Raw genomic sequence first — 20,787 nt, 5'->3', positions numbered from 1 at the left:
TCTCGAAGGCGTGGCACTGTACCACAGGCTTCGAGACAGCGCTAACGCGCTTCCTCAGCCCGAACGATATTGTGAAATATAGAAATTTAATTCCTTAGCTTGACGGCCATGGGCTTTACAGCCCAACACTGCTTAAGCTTGACTGGCGGCGCGATCTCTTACACGCTCTATGGCATATTTCAAACGAGGTAACGCCCTTTTTTTGCCAATAAGCGACAAGGTAATATCAATTGCCGGCGACATGCCGCTGCCCGTCACCGCAACCCGTAATGGCTGGCCGATTTTGCTCATGTTAATATCATATTTTGCACTGATATCATTAATAATCGTCTGCAGATTATCCGGACTCCAGTTATCTTCCTGTTCCAGTCGCTGATACAAGGCCTCTAAAGGTTCCTGTATAACCGGCCGCAGGTGCTTTTTAATTGCATCTTCATCATAATCGATGTTGTCTTCATAAAAATAACGGCTTTTCTCTGCAACTTCCACCAAGGTTTTACACCGTTCAGCCTGAATTGCAATTACTGCTTCCGGAGCAGGGCCAGCGCTGACATCAATGCCCAATTGCTGGAAGTGCCAGGTTAATGCCGGTGCTGTTTCTGCTGCGGAGTCTGATTTTAAATAATGCTGGTTTAACCAATACAATTTTTCATAATTAAAACTGGAAACACCGCGGCTGACATTCTTCAAATCGAAACTGTTAATCATCTCGTCCACACTGAAAATTTCCTGATCGCCGTGAGACCAGCCCAGGCGTACCAGATAATTTAACAAGGCATGCGGCAGAATTCCCTGCTCTTTGAATTGTAAAACACTCACTGCGCCATGGCGTTTAGACAAACGCTTGCCGTCATCGCCCAAAATCATCGGTAAATGGGCAAATACCGGAACAGGCGCATTTAACGCGTTAAATAGATTGATCTGGCGCGGTGTATTGTTGATATGATCATCGCCCCGGATAACATGGGTAATATTCATATCCCAGTCATCTATGACTACGGCGAAATTGTAAGTGGGATTGCCGTCCGAACGTACCAGAATCAAGTCATCCAGCTCGCTGTTTTCAACATGGATATCGCCATAAACCTGATCCTGAAATGAGACGGTGCCAAGCTGCGGGTTTTTAAACCGGATTACATACGGCTCAGTCGTATTCTGTATATTTAAATCACGGCAATGGCCGTCATAACGCGGTTTCTCTTTTGCAGCCATTTGCGCCTCACGCAAGGCTTCCAATCGTTCTTTCGAACAAGTGCAGCGATATGCTTTGCCCTCCTCCAGCAATTGATTGGCAATAGCCTGATAACGCTCATAACGCTGGGTCTGGTAAAAAGGGCCTTCATTATGGTCAAGCCCTAACCAGGTCATGCCATCGAGAATTGCCTGCACCGACTCCTGAGTTGAACGCTCCTGATCGGTGTCTTCAATCCGTAATACAAATTCGCCGCCATGGCGTTTGGCATATAACCAGGAAAATAAGGCAGTGCGCACACCGCCAACATGTAAAAAGCCAGTAGGGCTTGGGGCAAAACGAGTTCTAACCGACATTCAGACGCTCCGTTGTAAGCGATAAATTAATCGCGCTATAATAGCTCACTTTATCGGCAACTCAAAGCAGGTTGATAGCCTGAAACAGGGACTATCAAGCAGCACTTAGGGATAGACAAGAGACTTATCTATGAAAAGTTTTGGTATTAAATACCAGCTCAGATTAACAACCATAATACCGGTGTTTCTGGTTGCCCTGTTATTTGCCGTTTTTTATAACGGCCAGTTTAATAAAGATTTGAAGCAGCATATATCGCGCATGGGCGAAGCCTATATCAGACAACTGCTGCCGGCAGCCCAGCTAGCCATGATGCGCAACGACCGGCGCACTCTGCAGGGGTTGATTAATGCCTCAACCGTTAATCCTGAGGTCATGGCACTGGCGTTTTATAATGCCGAAGGTCAGCTTATGGCTTATCGCGGCGGCAAACACTCGATTACCATGCCATTCAAGCCGCCTGAGTTTACTGGCGATTACATTGAAAGCAAACAGATAAAAACATACACCATCAATTTTGTCGCCCCGATAACCATTCCCAAATTTAACCTTTATTCCAATGTTCCATTTAAGCCCTCCAGTGATTACATTCCATTGCAAGCGGACGACATATTAGGCTGGTTATCGATTGATATTGATACCCAATCCATGCAGATCAAACGTTACCAAATGTATATCATTACAATTTTCATTACCCTGCTTGGTTTGTTAATCAGCCTGACTATCCATTATTTTCTTTCCAAGCGAATCTATCTGCCGATTTCCCGGCTGCGTCGGAGTATGAAGCAGATTTTAAGTAATGAATTTGAAACGCATATTTCGACAACCAGCCCGGGAGAATTAGGCGTTATTGAGCGCGGATGCGCTCACTTGCAAAAGCAATATCTGAATACGGTTCATGATCTTAACCAGCATATTGAAGTTGCTACCGCGGATCTGCAACAAAGCCTTGAACTGCTGGAAGAAAAAAATATCCAGTTATCGCTTGAGAAAAAGAAAGCCGAAGAAAAAAGCCGTCAGAAATCCGAGTTTATTGCCAACATGAGCCATGAAATCCGCACTCCGATGAATGGCGTTATTGGTTTTACCAACGTGTTGCTGGAAAGTAAACTTGATCCGCTGCAGCTTGATTATGTTAAAACCATTAAATCATCGGCTCAGGATTTATTGACAATAATCAGCGATATTCTGGATTATTCCAAAATGGACGCCGGCAAATTGCATCTTGACTGCATACCGCTTGATTTACGTGCCTGTATTGACGAGGTACTGGCGCTGGCGGCTCCAAACGCGCATAAGAAAGGTGTGGATTTGATCCCTTCAACCAATATCAAAGTTCCCAAAACCGTACTTGGCGACCCGCTGCGGATTAAACAGGTCCTGACTAATCTGGTCAGTAACGCGATTAAATTTACTGATCATGGTTATGTGTCTGTCCGTACTGAAGTTGAACAGGAAACTGATAAAGATTATCTGCTTTGTATTTCAGTCACAGATACCGGAATTGGTATTTCAAGCGACGATCAGACCAAATTATTTAATGCTTTTAACCAGGCTGATACCTCCATTACCCGTCGTTTCGGCGGAACAGGGCTGGGGCTTGTGATTTGTAAAAAGCTTGCTGAAGCAATGGACGGGCGAATTAATCTGACCAGCGAACTGCATAAAGGCTCTACCTTTACTGTCCGCGTCCGGCTTGAAAAACTTGCCGCTTATGAGGTGGAAAAAAATCAGACTCATCGTTTTGAAGGGCTGAAAGCGTTGTGTTTTGATGACAATCCGTTACAGATGGAAGCAATGTGCAATGGCATTGGCTGCCTCGGTATTGAGTGTGTGCGAATCAGTGCCTTTAATCAGCTGGAAGAGGCCTTTGACCAGCATCCGGAGTGTTCTATTGCTTTTATTAACGTCAATGAGGGCTGTGAAAAACAGGTAGCTCAAGTTATCAGCAAGCAAACCATACCTTGTGTATTGGTTTCCAAATGGCTCATAAACGATCCGGAAGCCCTTGGCGCCAAAGCGTTTCTATACAAGCCTATTGGTATTCAGAAGCTGCATGACACCATAGAAACACAGGTCAATAAAGCCGCTCAGACTGTTACTGTAAATCCAGAAATCGATATGCTCCGAAAGCAGCTTCGCCTGATTTATCCCGATATTCTGATTGCTGAAGACAACCCGGTTAATCGGATGCTGTTAAATTCTCTGCTGAGAGATCATGCTAATATCGAAGCGGTCAATGACGGCGATGAAGCCGTGACAGCCTGCCATGACAAGCGATATCATGCCCTGCTGCTTGATTTACAGATGCCGCGCTTAAACGGTCTGGAGGCTGCACGCCAGATTCGCCAGGAGTCAATGTTGAACAAACGGACGCCGATTATAGTAATTAGCGCAAATACCAGTGATTTAAGCCAGGAGCGGATGCAGAAATCAGGTATTGATTTAAGCCTGCAAAAACCAATCGATGAAAAGCAGCTGTTAACACATCTATTAAGGATTTTGAACAAGGCCAAAACTGGCGCTATTGACTGGCCGTTATGCGTACAGAAAGTCTCTGGCAATCAGGCTTTGGCCGAAGAGTTTCTGAGTAAATTTGTCGAGGAGCTTCATATCAGCCGTAAAGATTTGGCACAATTATTTCAGGATGGCGCGCTGAGCGGCCTGGAAAGCGCTGCTCACAAACTTCATGGCGCGTGCTGCTTTTGCGGCGTACCGCGCTTACAGGTTCAGGTAACACGCCTTGAAAAACTGGCACGGGAAGCGTCATCCGTTGATGAGTTGAAAACCAGTTTTGCTGAACTGATTCAAAGTATTGATGAAGTCATTGATGAATTTGATAATGTATACCGGAAAAAAACGCCGGTTTGATAAGATTTTTGTTTTTTTGGAGAAATTATGTCGGTAAAAAATGCAATTTATGCACAATCAGGCGGCGTAACCGCTGTTATTAATGCGTCGGCATGCGGCGTTATCCAGACAGCGCGTCAGTATCCTGAGCAAATCGGGAAAGTGTATGCGGCCGAAAATGGTATTATCGGAGCTCTCGAAGAGCGTTTGATTGATACTTCACTGGAAAGCGATGAAGCGATTGCTGCATTGATGCACACGCCTTCTGGCGCGTTTGGCTCTTGCCGATATAAACTGAAAGACAGCGGCACTGAATACCAGCGTCTGATTGAAGTTTTCAAAGCGCATAATATCGGCTATTTCTTTTATAATGGCGGTGGAGATTCACAGGATACAGCCCATAAAGTTTCGAAAATCGGCAGTGAAATGGGTTATCCTATTACTTGTATTGGTATTCCAAAAACTGTAGATAACGACCTGCCTTTCACTGATAATTGCCCGGGTTTTGGCTCTGTTGCCAAATACGTTGCTGTTTCTACCCGTGAAGCGGGCTTTGATGTTGCGTCTATGGCTGCGTCTTCTACCAAAGTTTTTATTCTGGAAGTAATGGGCCGTCATGCCGGCTGGATTGCCGCTGCCAGTGGTTTGGCCAGTGAGCAAGCGGATCAGCCGCCGCATGTCATTTTGTTGCCGGAAGTGACTTTTGAACCAAGCCGTTTTCTGACTAAAGTGAAACACTGCGTTGAACAATACGGTTATTGTGTTGTGGTAGTATCCGAGGGAATACGTAACAGCGACGGCAAGTTTTTAAGTGATGCCGGCTTACGTGATGCGTTTGGCCATGCTCAGCTAGGCGGTGTAGCCCCTGTTCTCGCTCAACTGGTTAAAACTGAACTGGGTTATAAATATCATTGGGCAGTAGCAGACTACCTGCAACGCGCAGCGCGTCATATCGCCTCTCAGGTCGATCTGGACCAAGCGTATGCACTGGGCAAAGCGGCCGTTGAGCTGGCAATCACTGGACATAATGCAATAATGCCGATTGTTAAACGTGAGCAAGATAGCCCATACCGCTGGTCTATCGGCCATGTGCCTTTAAAGGACGTTGCCAATCAGGAGAAAGCCATGCCAGCTGAATATATCAGTGAAGATGGCATGGGAATTACAGAGGCATGCCGCAGGTATCTTTCGCCCCTGATTCAGGGTGAAGCATATCCTCCTTACCGTAATGGCTTACCTGACTATGTAAGGCTTAAAAACCAATTGGTAGAGCAAAAACTGTAGGTTGATACTCTATCAAGCTCCCGATTCCTACGCGCCGCGGCTTGTCCGCGGCATCCATTGGATACTGAATAAAGAAAAAAATCCGGGGGAGTATGAAAAAGATCGATGGTACTCCTACTGCAGTTCTGATCTTAACGGTGGATGCCTCGTGAGATGCTTCAGGCTTCTTAATCATCAATAAGCTTGCACACCACATCTACAATCCCAGCTTCCTAAGCAAGTAGTGTTAGCCGAGTAAAAATACCATCATTGATAAAACGATAGTACAATTATTAATCAATTGCAAATTAAAATACCCGCCAAGCCTTGCCTATACTGGATCGTATACCAATAAGCCATTCATAATTCAGTCAATTTATTTTTGTTATTTTTGGTAAATATTTTGTAAGTAGCCTTGATGCAACGTAGTGTAATCAAGGTTTTTTTACAGCCCGTAGCCGACAGGTTTAAAGAAATTAAATTCCCGCATTCACTACATCGTTCGGGCTGAGGAAGCGCTCTAGCGCTGTCTCGAAGCCTTGGTACAGTGCCAAGCCTTCGAAACAAATGCTTTGCATTTCCTCAGGGCCGAACGGTTATGGACTGTAAAGTCCAATCTACACTTTTTAATCAACAATTTCTTCTTGTCTTAACGCTTCTTCAATCCAGGCTTTATGGCGTTTCTCATCATGCAGGCCGCGTAACAGGATATCCTCAGCGTCTATCCATTTATCCTGGCGGTTATTAAGGCGCTCATAGGCGATATTGGTATCAATTTCGTTAGAAAGCATGGCTTTCAGGATTGCGCTGTCGCCAAAAATATTGGCAAAAACAACTTTTCCTTCAGTCAGAATTTGCTTGGGACCTGGTCCTGCCGGAGCTTTTAGATTGTGCCTTTCCAGTAAATTGGTAATCTCTTCGATATGACGTAAATGATCTTGCTTAAAGGCAGCCAAACGGGTTTTATAATATTCATTATTAATGCGATTTATCGCTGCTTCATACGCCTCAGCCGCATCGTAATCTAACTCACAAAGCTCATAAAGTGCATCATGAAATTGTTCTTGATTTCCAACAAATGTAGTCATTTTATTCCTCCTGGAGGTTTGTGAAATTTTAGAATACATCATGTTTTTATAACACGCAATAAAATACTTTTGTTATACTTAAAAAAAGAGAAAAATATTTGGTAAATTTAAAGGAGAATTATCATGAAAAACAGAGATAAAAAATTAAGAAATAAATCAATGAAAAATAAAAAGGAAAATGAAAGCGTTTCCAGCAAGGAAAAGAAAATTGATGACACATTAAAAGATAGCTTCCCTGCAAGCGATCCACCAGCAAATTATTAATAGCAATCAATTGAGATCGAAGGTTTTATTTCCTTTTTTTCCAGTTCAAAAAGCAAGGACAATCCAAATGAACTGGAAATTTTATTTGCCAGTGCTTCAATTGTAACTGTTGACTGTTGCAAATCTTCTGACTGAATTTCGGAACGAATGACAAACTTGCCTTGCTTATCAAAATACTCATTTAATCGTTGATCAAAAAGTTCAGCAGCTTCTAAATTAATATAACGGTTTACTGGCAAGCCTATTGAAGACACGAAAGCTTTCAGCGTTTCGGGATTATGTGCGTTGCAAGGCGATGACTCACAACATGAATAAGCCCTGCTCTTAAGATCCCAGCATACCACCTGATTGTTACAGAAAATAATTTGTCCGCCTCCTACCGGTTTTTCCATATCAGCAATTTTTTTTCTGATATTATTTTCCTCAAAAAAAGCGGATCCCTCACCTTCTGTATATTTTTTCAGATAATTCTTTTTAAACGTTAAAAATAACTGACTTAAACCAGAGTGATTACTATAATAATCAACAAACGGTTGCAGTGCTAATTTTGTTTCCTTTTGAAAAGAATTTTGATACAAAATAAAAGCATAAATTCCAGAAAAATTTTGCACAGGTTTGAAGTGGTCATCCAAGATTAACAGTGGCAGCGAAGATAACGATGTTGGAGCAAACCAAAAATACAACTTACACATAAATATACTCCTTACTCATAGTCAAGAAATATAACAATTTGTAAGTTTTATCAATAGATTTTTAAATTATTTTTTAGAATAAAGTAGCCTTGATGCAGCGCAGCGTAATCAAGGTTTTTTCACCAAAAATTTTAATAACCAGCGTAGGTTGGGCTGTAAAGCCCAACACTCTATTTCTACACAGGAATAACCTTGATTACGCTGCGCTGCATCAAGGCTACTTTGTGTTTAATTTATTGATGGGATTGTCGATAACCGAGTGAGGGCCCGTATTCCATCTGACAGAATACTGCTGACGCTGCTACCGCCAAGAAAATAAGCTGAGAGATAAGAGACTGGTAACGATGAAGTTATGGCCGCAGGATAAGACCAGGTTGTTCCACCATCCTGACTTAACGCTAGCAACGGTAATTCGGTCAAGCCATTACTATAATAGCCACTTGCGGTACAAATCAATCCTTGGCATTGTGCGCCGCCTATCAGATAACCGTAATTAAAAGGCGATGGTAACGCACCTGAGCTAATAGCCGCTGGATAACTCCAGCTCACGCCGCCATCCTGACTGAGCGCCAGCAACGGCCTGTTCTGAATGCCGTCATTGTATGTGCCGCCTGCAATGCAGACACTCCCACTGCAACTTGCTCCCTTACCAAAAAAGCCATAATTAAACGGTGACGGCAATGCAGTACGAATATCCGTTGGGTAAGTCCAGGTAACACCCCCATCCTGGCTTAATGCCAGTAATGGCAAGATCACTGTACCATCATCATAATAGCCTGTGGCGATACAGGTATTTCCACTGCAACTGGCTCCGCCGTTAAAACCGCCATAAACGAAAGGTACAGGCAATGACGTTGAAGAAACATCAGCCGCATAACTCCAGGTATTTCCACTATCCTGGCTTGCTGCCAATAATGGATAAGTTGATATGCCATCGCTGTACATTCCTGCAGCAATACAATTACTGCCAGAACAATCTGCCCCACCGGAAAAATAGCCGTAAGAGAATGGGGCAGGCAAGCCGCTGGACGTGATCGAAGCTGGATAGCTCCAGTTGCTGCCGCTATCAAGGCTAACTGCTAATAACGGATACGAAGTTAAACCATTATCAAAATAACCTGCTGCAATGCAGGTATTACCGCTGCAACCTGCTCCACCGCTTAAGTTACCCGCTGTCATTGCAGGCGGTAAATTGGCTGGTGTATAGATAGCTGCCGGATAACTCCAGGTCGCTCCGCTATCCTGTGTTAAAGCCAATAATGGATAAGAAGACATCGTAGTATTTGAAATATAGTAACCTGTCGCAATACAAGCACTGCCGCTACAAGCAGACGGACCACTGAAATACCCGGAATCAAAATCAGCCGGTAATGCCGAGCTTGTAATATCGCCTGGGTAACTCCAGGTAATTCCTTTATCCAGGCTAAGCGCCATTAAAGGCCGCTCTACAGTTCCATCGCTATAATAGCCAGTCGCTACAAAGGTATTACCTGTACTGGCAGTGCCATTATTGAGATAACCATAACTAAAATTAACGGGTAACGCCGAACTGTAAACATCCGAGGGATAACTCCAGGTAGTACCATCATCAGAGCTTACGACGATCAACGGAACCAGGCTGAACATGGTATTAACAAAATAGCCGGAAGTAATTAAAGTAGCCGGAGCAATAAAGGATTCAGGCGTATTACTAGCAGCCCAAACACTACTGGCGTTTATTCCGGTACAAACAAGAATTGAAAATGGAAGGATCCGATCTATACGCATATAAATTCCCTTTTTGTTGTATAATCAGAAATATAGCATAAAAATCCGATTTTTGATGTAGGTTGGGCTTTTTATAGCCCATGGCCGTCAAGCTAAGGAGTTTTGTGTATTTTTATACTAAACCAATTCACTACGTACCGCGGCTTGTCCGCGGTATCCATGATACAGAGTGCGCGATTTAGTATCCAATGGATGCCGCGGACAAGCCGCGGCACGTAGGAATCGGGGCTTAGCTTGATGGTTATGGGCTTTTTATAGCCCAACATATGTTTATTGAGGCGCTACCAGGTTTTGTTGAATTGGTAATTCGTTTAAGAATTCAATAAGCGATTTATTACCTAAATAGGGTTTGATAGTAATCCCTAAATCACCCTCTAACGCGATAGCCTTGTCTAAATATGTAAACCCAACCGCTTCACCGTTACAGCGTTTGATAATTTTATCTACCACAGCAAATTTTTCTGTTTTACTATAACCGCCAAAAAATCGGCTGAATGGCGCACAGTAATATTCTTTCGATGTACGCTGTTCTCTATTTACCTTATAAGCTTCTAAATCAGCCATGAGCTGCTCTTTAGAATTACTCAAACCCGCAACTGCTTTGGGCAGTAATTCTGGATCAACGGCTTCAATAACCTTCCGCACATGATCGGCATTAATGAGAGTGTTTATACCAGCCAATTTTTTCATTATTTCATGAAATTGATTCTTGTCTGCCCTTTGTGACACATTTTTTAGCATTTGTATTGAACGCTGATAAGGCGCCTTGGCAGCCAGAACCCCTAAGTTCATTTTTGCCGTATCAAAATCCTTACACATACCTTTTCGCATGATTAATATCGTGTCTGGCGTTAAAACAGGCGGCAAATAGGCAATGGCATGTTGTGGAAGACGAGCAGATAAGGTTGTCTCATAGGTGCAGTCGTATGCTCTATAGGGTTGATTTACAAAATTTACTATTGATTTCCGGGGTAACAGTTCGGCAATTTGCTTAAAAAAAGCCTCACCGCTGCTACCTACTGTCTGAAGAAGCTGGGGATTTTCAGCAAAAACAGGATAACGCTCATCAACAGGCAGTAACTTGAACAATTCAACCACACATTGAGGATCAGTGTCCATAAGATTGTTCTGTGATAATATTGAGTCAAGGCCAGCTTTGACCTTGGAATTAACATCCCATTGCTGCTCTTGCTCCAATTCGGGCAAGCGTTTAGTGAACAGAGGCAGATAACGCAGAGAACGCGGTCGTTTTGCTAAAATATCCAATAAGCACTCACTATTCCTATCTTTAAAGAACACAATCCATTTTAACACTTCTGGCTCCGTAATTTGTTCCAGATAAAAAGCTAGCGCTGCCGCAGGAAGTTGTCGATACTGAGGCAGTTCCAGGTTTGCCGGCAAGAACAAGTCGGCAAATGGCAGGCTTTCAAAGATGCGGCGTGTATGGCTATCTAATCGGTTTGTAGCTTCCAAAGTGAATAAAAAAATATCATTTGTTGGGAAGTGCTTTAAAAGGGCAATAAGAGCATCACTATAATTTTTAGAATAATGACCATAGTTATTCTTAAGATGTGTGAAAATTTGTTGTTTAACATGTTCACGATTATCTGGCGGCATTAACCCAACTACCTTCTCCAGCTCAACAATAATATTCCTATTGCGGTCATTTATTATCATAATAGAAATTAATGTTTTATAATCAAAAACTTTTTTCTCGTCCTCATTAAGTAATGAAAGCAATTGGGCTGCATTGTTACCGTCTATTAATAAATGGATAATATAGAGTTTATTTTTTTGCTCAAGAGCTTGTAAGAACGCTATAAAGTCTTCCGACTTCACAAGAACGTTTTTCTTGCTCTGAAGATAATCCTTCACACTGTTATGAATGAAGCCGTGTGTTTGAGCAATAAGCTGAGTAAATTGCGTGATGTTAATAATTTTATAAATATAATCAAAGAATTGATTAAACAGACCAGAACCTTTCAAACCCTGTTTAAAAAGATTATGTTCAAAGAGCTTATTTAATTTGTCTGCCGGATAAAGCTTAAAAAAAGGAAGAAACTCTTCGGCGCACGTAGAAGAGGATAATATGGTTACCAGTTGCTCAGCAAATATATGAGTAGCATTCTCGGCCAGTTCATTTTGTAACAAACTTTTTAATACCCTATCATCAGCATGAGTTGCTTCTGGCTTACTTTTTAATAGCTCCTCAGCCTGATCCTGATATTTACATGGTGCCTTCGCCGCTTTTAAAAGCGTTAACAATTGCTGAATATCTGCTTTAACCTGGGACATATACCACCTCTGATTATGAAATCTTTACGGCATATTGTATCATAAAAGAACAAAAAAGAGTATTATTTAATTTTATCCATGCGTTAAAATCAGAGCAAGCACATTACCAGTCTCTCAGTAAACTCTTTCCTTTAAAGACTTTTGCAAACCCTCAGATGCCAAGGGATGGCATCTGGGAGCGTCAGGATGACTTCATGCGTGTTTGCAAAAAGACTTTAAAGGAAAGGGTTTACCCGCTCTGAACTTGCAAGGCATCAGTGCCTAAAAGCGCAATAGATACTTTGATTACAATTCGCTGCATCAAGACTACTTTAAATTCTATAACCAAAAATAGAGTACAAATAGATAAAGAAGAAGCATGCCAACGACCGGAATAACCAGAAAAGCCAGAAATACATGAGTCTGGATTCTGTTTTCTGCAGAGGAACGATAAAATTTTTTAAATTTTTCAAACATAGACATCTGGCACTCCCCTTTCAGAAACTCATTCCATATCAAAATCATGCGCCAGAAGACGCCTGTGAGCACGGAAATAAGAAATCGGCGACTGCTCGAGCAAATCGGACAGCTTTTCCATGTAAATACAGGCAAAGCGATCAACCTGATAAGCAAAATAGCTCTCTTCCGCCCCAGCGCGGAAAACCCTTCCCCAACGATGATTATAATAATCTCTTTCTTCCTGCAGCAAACCAGCAATCTGGGCATCAATCATCTTGATTTGCTGCTGGTAATTACTGATTTCATCAGAGTACTCATCGCTCTGTTCATCAAGCGATTTGGTGCATAAATCAATATACTGCTGTTCCAGTACTTTTTTGATATCCATTGCCGCGATAATTTTCTTTTCAGCAGGCAGCGCCTTTTTCTGCGATGCAACCTCTTCTCCCAGCTCTTCCACAACCAGCGCAGTACGCCAGTTACAATCTTTTTTCAAACGCAGGATATCGCCATAGATATGGTCGCCAATATAAAGGATCTGGTCACCGCTAATCAGCAAGTCTTCAGTAAATTTCCGCGCGCAGCCGCCCTGATAAACACCAGGCGTAATCGCACCTGTCGTATTTGTCATGGTGCCGGTTTCAGGATCAATTGACAGAAAACGCGGTGTATCATAGAAAAAGCGCGGTTTACTTGCCAGAGTGATGACATATTCAAACAGATCAAGCCAGCTTTCTCCCTCTTTGAGAAACGGGTTAATTGCATAATCCAATAGCAGTCGGGTGTAGTAAAACTCCGAGTTTGTCAGAACAAATATTTTTTTGCCATGACGGATATAACGCTTCAATCCCTCAACAACTGCTTTATCTTTGATGACAAAGTGATCCAGATTCTCGGCGATATGGCTCTTTAAACTACCATCAGAATGCACTGTGTCCACGCAATTTAATACATCAACCGCAATTTCCGAGTAAGAAGGCAAATCATTAGGATTTGAATCTTTTAAATCAACCAATTGGCTGTATAAAACGCAAAAAGCAATTGAGAACGAGGTATCAATCACCATGTAATTCGGGTCTTTTAAATCAACATAAATACTGCGGTAAAACTTTTTCTGTTCGGCATAACTAATCAATCGGGTACCGTGATAGCTAATTCGGATAGCGCCATACCGGCTTAATTTCAGGATATTGCCATTCTTGCTGTCAATAATTAATCCGCGGATTGCATCATTAAAATTAAAATGCAACGCTTTCAGTTCAGCTGGATAATTTTTTGTTGTAATCAGCCTGTCTATAACCAGCTGATAAACCAGGCTTTCAAAATTTTTAGTGTGATAACGAATAAGGGTATGATCCATATCCAGGCCGATATACTGTATTTTTTTCATATTCAGAATACGGTTCACAAATACTGTTTGATTAGCCATGTTGTCCCTTTAAATGCTGTAGGTTTTCTGTAAATAACGGGCTATTGCCCTGATAGCCATTGCTTCGCCGCCCTCCGGTTTACCCGGTTTGCTGCTGACATTCCAGGCCATGATATCAAAATGCGCCCAGGAAGTATCTACAGGAACAAATCGTTTTAAAAACAACGCTGCTGTTATCGCGCCAGCATAGGATGAGGCGCTTGAGTTAACCATATCAGCGATTGGTGAATCAAGCATGGAATCATAGCCGGCAAATAAGGGCAGGCGCCAGATTGGATCATCACACTCATGCGCTGATTTTGCCAGTTTTTCCGCGAGTTTTTCATCATTGGTGAACAGAGCCGCTATTTCAGTACCGACAGCTATGCGAGCCGCGCCAGTAAGGGTAGCAAAATCAATGATTAAATCCGGTTTGCTTTCAGCGGCTTTAGTAATCGCATCCGCCAACACTAACCGGCCCTCCGCGTCAGTGTTGTCGATTTCAACGGTCATCCCATTGCGCATGGTCAAAATATCGCCTGGACGAAAGGCATCAGGCCCCACCGCATTTTCAACCGCAGGAATCAGGACTTCAAGGCGGACTGGCAGTTTATTCGCCATAATCCAGCTTGCCAGCCCAAGGGCATGCGCAGCCCCGCCCATGTCTTTTTTCATTAAACGCATAGCGCTGGACGGTTTAATATCCAGGCCGCCGCTGTCAAAACACACCCCCTTTCCAACCAAAGTAACAATTGGGTGTTTTTTCTCGCCCCAAGTCATTTTAATCAGACGCGGCGCACTGGCAGAAGCCCTGCCAACAGCATGGATTGCGGGATAATTCGCGGTTAATAATTCATCCCCTACCCACTGTTCATACTGGGCATCGTATTGACCAGCAAGCGTTTTGGCAGCTGCTGCCAGTTGTTCCGGCCCCATGGCGTTTGTTGGGGCGTTAATCAAATCGCGAACCAGAAAAACCGCTTCAACCTGCGATTCAATCTGCTGTTGCTCTTTCTCTTTAAGTACCAGAACACGCGGTTGGGAGTCATTTTTCTTATAGTGATCGTAACGATATTGAGCAAGCGCCCAGTTTAACAGAGCAGACTCTGGTACAGCCTGCTTAAGCCTATAGCTGCCGGGAGGTAATTTATTGGCCGCATTGGCCAACGCCAGGGCGTAGTTATCGTTACCAATACCCAAATAAACCTGACTGATTATACCTTGACTATTGGCGATCACACCCAGGTCGCCTGGTTTTGCTTTAAATTGTTGATTGGCAAGCTGATTGCGCTCATTATCTTTCAGCGCTGCCGACGTTTTCTCCCAGTGGCTTGCGCTGATCAGATTAATGGCAACCGTATCCTGGCTGGCTGCTGATTGATAATATAATTTGCTCCGCATTGCTTACTCCCTGACTAAACCGCGAAAATCACTGACCCGGATTCCTGCTAACCACAAACCGGCAAAATAAATAATTACCGCAACGATAATATGTCCAGCCAATTGCAGCAACCTTGGTAATGGCGTCAATGCAACCCAGTCGCTGGCATTGCCTGCCATAAAATACAAATAAACAGCAACTCCAGCATTGGCCAATAGTAGCCTGATTAAAAATCCCCACCAGCCGCTTGACGGTTGATAAATAGACCGCCTTTTCAGCAAAAACCACAAGATACCGCAATTGAGATAACCGGCCAGCGAGGATGCCAGAGTAAGACCGGCATGCGCTAACCAGCCAATAAATATAGCGCACAGCACACTGTTTACCACCATTGCCGCAGCACCAACCTTGACGGGTGTTTTTATATTTTGTCGGGCATAAAATCCTGAAGCCAGAACTTTTACCATCATAAAAGCAGGCACTCCGGCAGCAAGTGCAATCAAGCTTTTTTGAGTCTGCAGCAAATCACTTAAGGTAAATTTACCATAAGCAAAACTACAGGCGATAATCGGCGCGGAAAAAAAGGCCAGGCCAACAGCCGATGGCACACCTATCAGCAGCAATGACTTAAGCCCCCAATCCAGAGCCTGCGAATATTTTGTCATGCTCTGCTCAGCATGACGGCGGGACAAATGGGGCAAAATCACCGTTGAAATGGCAACTCCGAAAATTCCCAGTGGAAAATCAGTTAATCGATCGGTGAAATAAAGCCAGGTCACACTACCAACTTGTAAAAACGACGCAAAAATAGAATCGACCATTAAATTGATTTGGGCGATTGAAACCCCGAAAAGGGCCGGGATCATTAATTTCAACACCCGTTTTACTCCTTCATCGCCACGCGCAAACTGTGGTTTAACCAGTAGATTGCGTTGGTAAAGAAAAGGCAGTTGAAACAGAAATTGCGCAATTCCGGCAATTAATACTCCCCAGGCCAATGCCTTGACTGGCGGTTGACTGAGAGGCCCTAAATAAAGCGCTGCCGCTATCATACACAGATTCAGCATCACTGGCGTAATAGCAGGCACGCCAAAATAACCATAAGTATTCAGTACCGCTCCGGCCATTGCAGTCAGAGAAATAAGCATCAAATAGGGAAAAGTAATCCGCAGCATTTCAGTAGCCAGGACTGAACGGGTACTTCCCTCGCCAAAGCCGGGAGCAAAAAGCAATACAATAAGCGGTGTTGCGATCATGCCGACAGCAGTCACCATAGACAATACCGCAGACAAACGCCCGGCCACCCGGGCAACAAACGTGCGCACATCTTCCACGCTTCTGGTTTGCTGGTATTCAGCCAATACAGGAACAAACGCCTGGGAAAATGCGCCTTCGGCAAACAAGCGGCGCATAAAATTTGGTATTCTGAATGCAACCAGAAACGCATCCATACCGGCCCCCGCTCCAAATAGCTGCGCAACCACCATGTCGCGGGCAAACCCGGTCAGGCGCGACAAAAAGGTCATCAGCGAAACTAAAGAAGTGGATCGGAGCAGACTTTGGCGTTTGGGTATCATGGCTTCTGTTACAGACATAAGTGTATTAAATAACATTAAGGAGCATTAATCATATTTGGTTTAGAACTATTATGCACGTAAATCTTTTTTTAAATCGCTATAGATATTGACAAAAATCGATGCATTGTGCATGATCGCAGTCTTTTGTAGTTCACTGAAAGAGTGGAGATTCCAAGTGGCAAATATTAAATCAGCGATCAAACGCGCCCGTCAAAACGTTAAACTGCGTAAGCACAATGCCAGCGCGCGTTCAATGTATCGTACTTATATCAAAAATGTTGTTAAAGCAATTGAAGCAGGCGATCAGGAAGCAGCTCGTGCAGCTTATAACAAAGCGCAACCAGTTATCGATAAAGCGGCTGGTAAAGGCCTGATCCACAAGAATAAAGCTGCCCGTATTAAAAGCCGGTTAGTTGCTAATCTTAAATCAATGGCTTCTTAAAATAACCATTTTCCAAACGCTCTAACCGTTATAAATATCAACGAACCGTATTTTATATACGGTTCGTTTTTTTTAGGTTTGAATAATATCTTAAGCGTAGGTTGGGCTAAACGAAGTGCAGCCCAATCTACGCTTTTTGATCCTGCTTTTCCTGAGCGTTTTGTCCCAGCAAATCTTTACCCATATGCTGGTTAAGCTGCTCATAAGCGCGTTTTGCCGGAGCGAATTGCGGGTACTGGGTTCTGAGTTTGTCGAGAATCATTCTTGACATGGTTTCATCACCGCGGTTCCATTCATTCAACGCATCCATGTATATCAAGTCAGCTGGCTGATTGGCAAGCACAGGCGCCTGATTGACAACCACTGATTCGATAAAGCTTGCGCGCGGCTCTTGTAGAGCAGTCAGGCGTTGTACCAGTTTTTGGGCCTGGGGACTACCGTTTACACTGGCACGTTGTAATAATGTCTTACCTTGCTCTGGTTGTCGCTGACCTAACGAACCATCAAGGTAAATCATTGCCAGTTGGTATTGGGCGTAGGCATTATGATTCTCTGCCAATTGCTTGTAGATGTCAGCGGCATGCTGCATATCCTGAGGTACGCCAAGACCATACTGATACATCCTTGCCAGCGCCATTTTGGCTTTTTCATTACCCTGTTCTGACGCACGCTGATAGAAATTAACTGCACCAGGGTAATCAAGCTGGGTTGCAACCCCGGTTTCTGACAACAGGCCAAGCTGGTACAAGGCGTCATTATCATTCAGGCTGGCCGCTTTCTTATACCAGGCTAGAGCCAGTTCCTGATCGCGCTTGCCGTTGATACCATAGAACAATAGATTTGCCAATTGGCTCATCGCCTTGGCATAACCCTGCTCTGCCGCTTTCTGGTAGTAAAGTTTGGCTTTTTCACGATCAACCGATTGTCCTTTACCATTTTCATAAATCAGCCCCAGGTCGTACTGGCCAATTGCATCACCGGAATTGGCAGCCAGAATGTAGTTTTTGGCAGCATTGGCGTAATCAGCATCTACCGTATCATAGATATACCCCAGTGCGACAGACGCGGGTGTATAGCTTGCCTGGGCAGCTGCATACCATCTTTTAGCCTGAGCATAATCAGGCTCTTTATCTATTCTGCCCATTTGATACATCTGGCCAAGCAAATATTGGGCAATCGGTTGTCCTTGACCTGCCGATAAATTGTACCAGTAAGCTGCCTGAGCGACATTACTTTCACCGCCAAGGCCGCGATCATACAGAAACGCCAGTTTAAGTTGTCCGTCCTTGTCGCCTTTGTCAGCAAAGAACTGATAGATATCTCTGGCCTGTTTCATTTTGTCCGGATTATTAGCCTGTTGCAGATAGTAGTCCGCCAGCAACAATCCGGCTTTGCTATTGCCCAGTTGCCTTGCCTTATCAAGCTCAGCCAGGAAATCCTGCCCTGTTTGCTGCTGCAGCACCGCCAGATTGAGGTTAGCATAGGAGAAATTGGCATTGGCTGCCTGCTGTAAAAGCTGTTTCCCTTTGGCTACATCTTTAGGCAAGCTGATCCCTTCACTGTAATAAGTACCTAAAATAAAATTGCTTACCGGGTTACTGCCTGATTGCTTATACCAACGTAACGCTTCGGTTTTATTGGCGGCCACACCCAGACCGCGCTCATACATCATACCAGTCAATAAAGCAGCCTCCTGATTTCCCTGTTCTGCCTGTTTTTTGGCTACAGCGAATGCCTGAGCCTGTTTGGCCGGATTAGTATCCATGGCATTATAAAACGCCAGCGGCAGCACCGCTTCGGCAATGCCTTCTTTACTTGCCCCTTCATACAGACGTTTAATAAGATTATTACGGTTTTGGCGTGCAGCGACGCTTAAGCCAGCCCATTTCTCTTTAACCAGATAATCAGCCAAGCGGTATTCTGCCGGCCCAAAATGGTTAGACGATGCGAGATAATACATGGCCATTGCCTGCTGGTGATCAGGATTAACCACGACAGCGCCAGCCGGATCTTTAAGCCCTTTTTCAAAAATATTGGCCAATGCGTATTGGGCGTAAGGGTTGCCTTTAAAAGCTGCATCAGTCATCCATTCAATACCACGCTGATAATCAACCGGATTTGTCTGCCCTTCGAGGTAAATAATCCCGAGATTGTATTCAGCGCGTACGTCTTGCTGCAGCGCGGCCAATTGATAATAGGCAATGGCCTGTTGCGGATTTTTAGCCACAATTACACCATATTGATACAATTGACCTAGCTCAAATTGTGCTGCTGAATCGCCAAGGATCGCCTGGCCATAAAGCCTGCTTAATGCAGTCTGATAATTTGAATACTGCTTCCATCCTGCGGTTTTTTCTTTGATATAATCAAATGGCTTTACCGTATTTTCCTGTGGCTGCGTTTTGTCTTTATCAAGCAGGGAAGTATTCGTATCATGCCTTAATACCAATGAATCGTTTTTCAGCAGCGTCATTATCTGGTCATCTAATGAATACCGGGGGAATGACCAGTCATTCGATTCTGCACCGCTTAAGGTAGGCGCAAGAATATCAAAATATTCATTAACAGGAATATCGCCAGGTTGAGTCATCACAAACTGGGGCTTATACAGAACCTTGCGAGTGATTACATCCATTTGCGGCGGTTGATTATAATTGTTTTCTTTTAAAGCTGATGGATTAGTCCAGGCAGTATAAATTCCGCCAAGCTTATAAGCGTCTTCAAAATTATCATCTTTGCCATTGCTCAACCACCTTGCCACGTTAACGCTTGCGATGACATCAGTTGGCTTGGCTTGTCTGGCCTGCGCCATTAATTGCCAATGGGCCGCCTGTTTTTCATCGGCAGTAACACCTAGTCCATCTTTATACATTGCTGAAACCGCGAGTTGGGCTTTTGTTGAGCCCTGTTCGGCCGCTTTAAGCATTAAGTCAAAACCGTTCCTGGCATTATAAAACGGACTGTTTTTATCGGCATAAAGATTTGCCAGAGCCACTTGCGCATCAAGATTCTTTTTCTCAACTGCCTTGCTAAACCAATCTTTAGCCTGTTGCAGGTTATTCTCTTTCTGGGCGATATCACCAAGCGCAATCATTGCTGGTACATAATCCTGATTAGTAGCGGCAAGGAGTAGTTCTTGCGCTTTGGCTGGATCTTTGGCAACCAGTGTTCCAGTCGTGTAAAGTTCAGCCAGTTTGGTTAGCGCCATTGGATTACTCTGTGCGGCAGATTTGCCCAGCCAGATAACACCAAGTTTCTTGCTGCGGTTGTCTCGACTATCCAGAAAATTACGGGCAAGGGCATATTGGGCAATCGCGTTACCGTTTTTTGCCGCTTCAATATAATAGGCTCTTGCCGCGTCGGAATTTGCCCTGGTACCGTAACCAAACAAATAGGCTGCAGCACAGTACATTTGCGCTGTAGTATCATCTTTGGCGGCTGCTTTTTTGTACCAGTAAAGCGCTTGTTCAGGGTTCACGGCTTTAGTCAGATAATAACTGGCTAATAACTTTTGCGCCGGCAAAAACCCTTTCTCTGCTGACTTGGTAAAGTAACGGAGCGCCAACTGGTTGTTTTTTAATTCGCCGTAGCCGTAAAGGCGCATCATCCCCAAATAGTAATTGACTACCGGATCCTGACTTTCCGAAGCCAGGCTTTGCGCAGCCAGAGTAAAATTTCCTTGTCGATAAGCATCGATACCCTCAGCAGCAAATGCCTGACTACCAGCCGCTGCAACCAGACAAAACCATGGCGCAATTGTTTTCATGGCGATTTCC

The 20,787-nt window shown here is 43.8% G+C and carries 14 protein-coding genes; 4 read left to right on the top strand and 10 right to left on the bottom strand.

What is annotated here, in order from left to right:
• Nucleotides 1–132: 132 nt before the first annotated feature.
• Nucleotides 133–1,548 (bottom strand): glutamate--tRNA ligase, encoded by a 1,416-nt coding sequence (gene gltX / locus ACFORL_RS08930; RefSeq protein WP_382343178.1) that lies wholly within the window; start codon nucleotides 1,546–1,548, stop codon nucleotides 133–135.
• 130 nt (nucleotides 1,549–1,678) lie between these two features.
• On the opposite strand from gltX, the gene letS reads away from it, so the two are divergent.
• Together letS and ACFORL_RS08920 are read left to right on the top strand one after the other, a co-directional pair.
• Nucleotides 1,679–4,417 carry a two-component system sensor histidine kinase LetS gene (letS, locus tag ACFORL_RS08925; RefSeq protein WP_382343176.1) on the top strand — a complete coding sequence of 913 codons (2,739 nt, stop codon included), beginning with the start codon at nucleotides 1,679–1,681 and terminating at the stop codon, nucleotides 4,415–4,417.
• Nucleotides 4,418–4,444: 27 nt separating this feature from the next.
• Nucleotides 4,445–5,680, top strand: coding sequence for a 6-phosphofructokinase (locus ACFORL_RS08920; RefSeq protein WP_382343174.1), 1,236 nt, complete (start codon nucleotides 4,445–4,447; stop codon nucleotides 5,678–5,680).
• A gap of 605 nt (nucleotides 5,681–6,285) precedes the next feature.
• Here ACFORL_RS08920 and ACFORL_RS08915 read toward each other — a convergent pair.
• Complete coding sequence (locus tag ACFORL_RS08915) at nucleotides 6,286–6,747, bottom strand: DUF2383 domain-containing protein (RefSeq protein ID WP_382343172.1); 462 nt, start codon at nucleotides 6,745–6,747, stop codon at nucleotides 6,286–6,288.
• Between the two features lie 123 nt (nucleotides 6,748–6,870).
• Between ACFORL_RS08915 and ACFORL_RS08910 the strand changes: the two genes are divergently transcribed.
• On the top strand, nucleotides 6,871–7,011 hold the full coding sequence (locus ACFORL_RS08910; RefSeq protein ID WP_382343170.1) for a hypothetical protein: 141 nt from the start codon (nucleotides 6,871–6,873) through the stop codon (nucleotides 7,009–7,011).
• On the opposite strand, the gene ACFORL_RS08905 is transcribed toward ACFORL_RS08910, so the two are convergent.
• The 7 genes from ACFORL_RS08905 to murJ form a co-directional block, all read right to left on the bottom strand.
• The gene (locus ACFORL_RS08905) at nucleotides 7,008–7,703 is read right to left on the bottom strand and encodes a hypothetical protein (RefSeq protein ID WP_382343168.1); all 696 of its coding nucleotides are present in this window, start codon (nucleotides 7,701–7,703) and stop codon (nucleotides 7,008–7,010) included. The two genes, ACFORL_RS08910 and ACFORL_RS08905, sit on opposite strands and share 4 nt — an antisense overlap.
• A 228-nt stretch (nucleotides 7,704–7,931) precedes the next feature.
• Complete coding sequence (locus ACFORL_RS08900; protein WP_382343166.1) at nucleotides 7,932–9,470, bottom strand: hypothetical protein; 1,539 nt, start codon at nucleotides 9,468–9,470, stop codon at nucleotides 7,932–7,934.
• 270 nt (nucleotides 9,471–9,740) lie between these two features.
• The gene (locus ACFORL_RS08895; protein WP_382343164.1) at nucleotides 9,741–11,456 is read right to left on the bottom strand and encodes a hypothetical protein; all 1,716 of its coding nucleotides are present in this window, start codon (nucleotides 11,454–11,456) and stop codon (nucleotides 9,741–9,743) included.
• A gap of 627 nt (nucleotides 11,457–12,083) precedes the next feature.
• A complete protein-coding gene (locus tag ACFORL_RS08890) occupies nucleotides 12,084–12,227 on the bottom strand; it encodes a hypothetical protein (protein WP_382343162.1) in 144 nt (47 codons plus the stop codon).
• A 22-nt stretch (nucleotides 12,228–12,249) separates the two neighbouring features.
• Nucleotides 12,250–13,632 carry an HAD-IG family 5'-nucleotidase gene (locus tag ACFORL_RS08885; protein WP_382343160.1) on the bottom strand — a complete coding sequence of 461 codons (1,383 nt, stop codon included), beginning with the start codon at nucleotides 13,630–13,632 and terminating at the stop codon, nucleotides 12,250–12,252.
• Between the two features lie 9 nt (nucleotides 13,633–13,641).
• A complete protein-coding gene (locus ACFORL_RS08880; RefSeq protein ID WP_382343158.1) occupies nucleotides 13,642–15,012 on the bottom strand; it encodes a leucyl aminopeptidase family protein in 1,371 nt (456 codons plus the stop codon).
• Between the two features lie 3 nt (nucleotides 15,013–15,015).
• Entirely contained in the window at nucleotides 15,016–16,587 is a 1,572-nt protein-coding gene (gene murJ, locus ACFORL_RS08875) for a murein biosynthesis integral membrane protein MurJ (RefSeq protein ID WP_382343208.1), read from the bottom strand.
• 157 nt (nucleotides 16,588–16,744) lie between these two features.
• Between murJ and rpsT the strand changes: the two genes are divergently transcribed.
• Complete coding sequence (gene rpsT / locus ACFORL_RS08870) at nucleotides 16,745–17,011, top strand: 30S ribosomal protein S20 (RefSeq protein WP_382343156.1); 267 nt, start codon at nucleotides 16,745–16,747, stop codon at nucleotides 17,009–17,011.
• A 127-nt stretch (nucleotides 17,012–17,138) separates the two neighbouring features.
• On the opposite strand, the gene ACFORL_RS08865 is transcribed toward rpsT, so the two are convergent.
• Nucleotides 17,139–20,777 (bottom strand): tetratricopeptide repeat protein, encoded by a 3,639-nt coding sequence (locus ACFORL_RS08865; RefSeq protein WP_382343154.1) that lies wholly within the window; start codon nucleotides 20,775–20,777, stop codon nucleotides 17,139–17,141.
• Nucleotides 20,778–20,787: the final 10 nt, after the last annotated feature.

This window comes from Legionella dresdenensis (assembly GCF_042649825.1).
In the GTDB taxonomy this organism is placed as follows: domain Bacteria; phylum Pseudomonadota; class Gammaproteobacteria; order Legionellales; family Legionellaceae; genus Legionella_C; species Legionella_C dresdenensis.
Note: the sequence above shows the minus strand (reverse complement) of the source record. Positions and strands in the feature narration are given on the sequence as shown.

Excerpts from the sequence above, each read along its gene's own strand:
- ACFORL_RS08880 (WP_382343158.1), bottom strand. The coding sequence starts at position 15,012 with ATGCGGAGCAAATTATATTATCAATCAGCAGCCAGCCAGGATACGGTT.
- ACFORL_RS08905 (WP_382343168.1), bottom strand. The coding sequence starts at position 7,703 with ATGTGTAAGTTGTATTTTTGGTTTGCTCCAACATCGTTATCTTCGCTG.
- letS (WP_382343176.1), top strand. The coding sequence starts at position 1,679 with ATGAAAAGTTTTGGTATTAAATACCAGCTCAGATTAACAACCATAATA.
- ACFORL_RS08915 (WP_382343172.1), bottom strand. The coding sequence starts at position 6,747 with ATGACTACATTTGTTGGAAATCAAGAACAATTTCATGATGCACTTTAT.
- ACFORL_RS08890 (WP_382343162.1), bottom strand. The coding sequence starts at position 12,227 with ATGTCTATGTTTGAAAAATTTAAAAAATTTTATCGTTCCTCTGCAGAA.
- ACFORL_RS08910 (WP_382343170.1), top strand. The coding sequence starts at position 6,871 with ATGAAAAACAGAGATAAAAAATTAAGAAATAAATCAATGAAAAATAAA.
- murJ (WP_382343208.1), bottom strand. The coding sequence starts at position 16,587 with ATGTCTGTAACAGAAGCCATGATACCCAAACGCCAAAGTCTGCTCCGA.
- ACFORL_RS08885 (WP_382343160.1), bottom strand. The coding sequence starts at position 13,632 with ATGGCTAATCAAACAGTATTTGTGAACCGTATTCTGAATATGAAAAAA.
- ACFORL_RS08865 (WP_382343154.1), bottom strand. The coding sequence starts at position 20,777 with ATGAAAACAATTGCGCCATGGTTTTGTCTGGTTGCAGCGGCTGGTAGT.
- gltX (WP_382343178.1), bottom strand. The coding sequence starts at position 1,548 with ATGTCGGTTAGAACTCGTTTTGCCCCAAGCCCTACTGGCTTTTTACAT.
- ACFORL_RS08900 (WP_382343166.1), bottom strand. The coding sequence starts at position 9,470 with ATGCGTATAGATCGGATCCTTCCATTTTCAATTCTTGTTTGTACCGGA.
- ACFORL_RS08920 (WP_382343174.1), top strand. The coding sequence starts at position 4,445 with ATGTCGGTAAAAAATGCAATTTATGCACAATCAGGCGGCGTAACCGCT.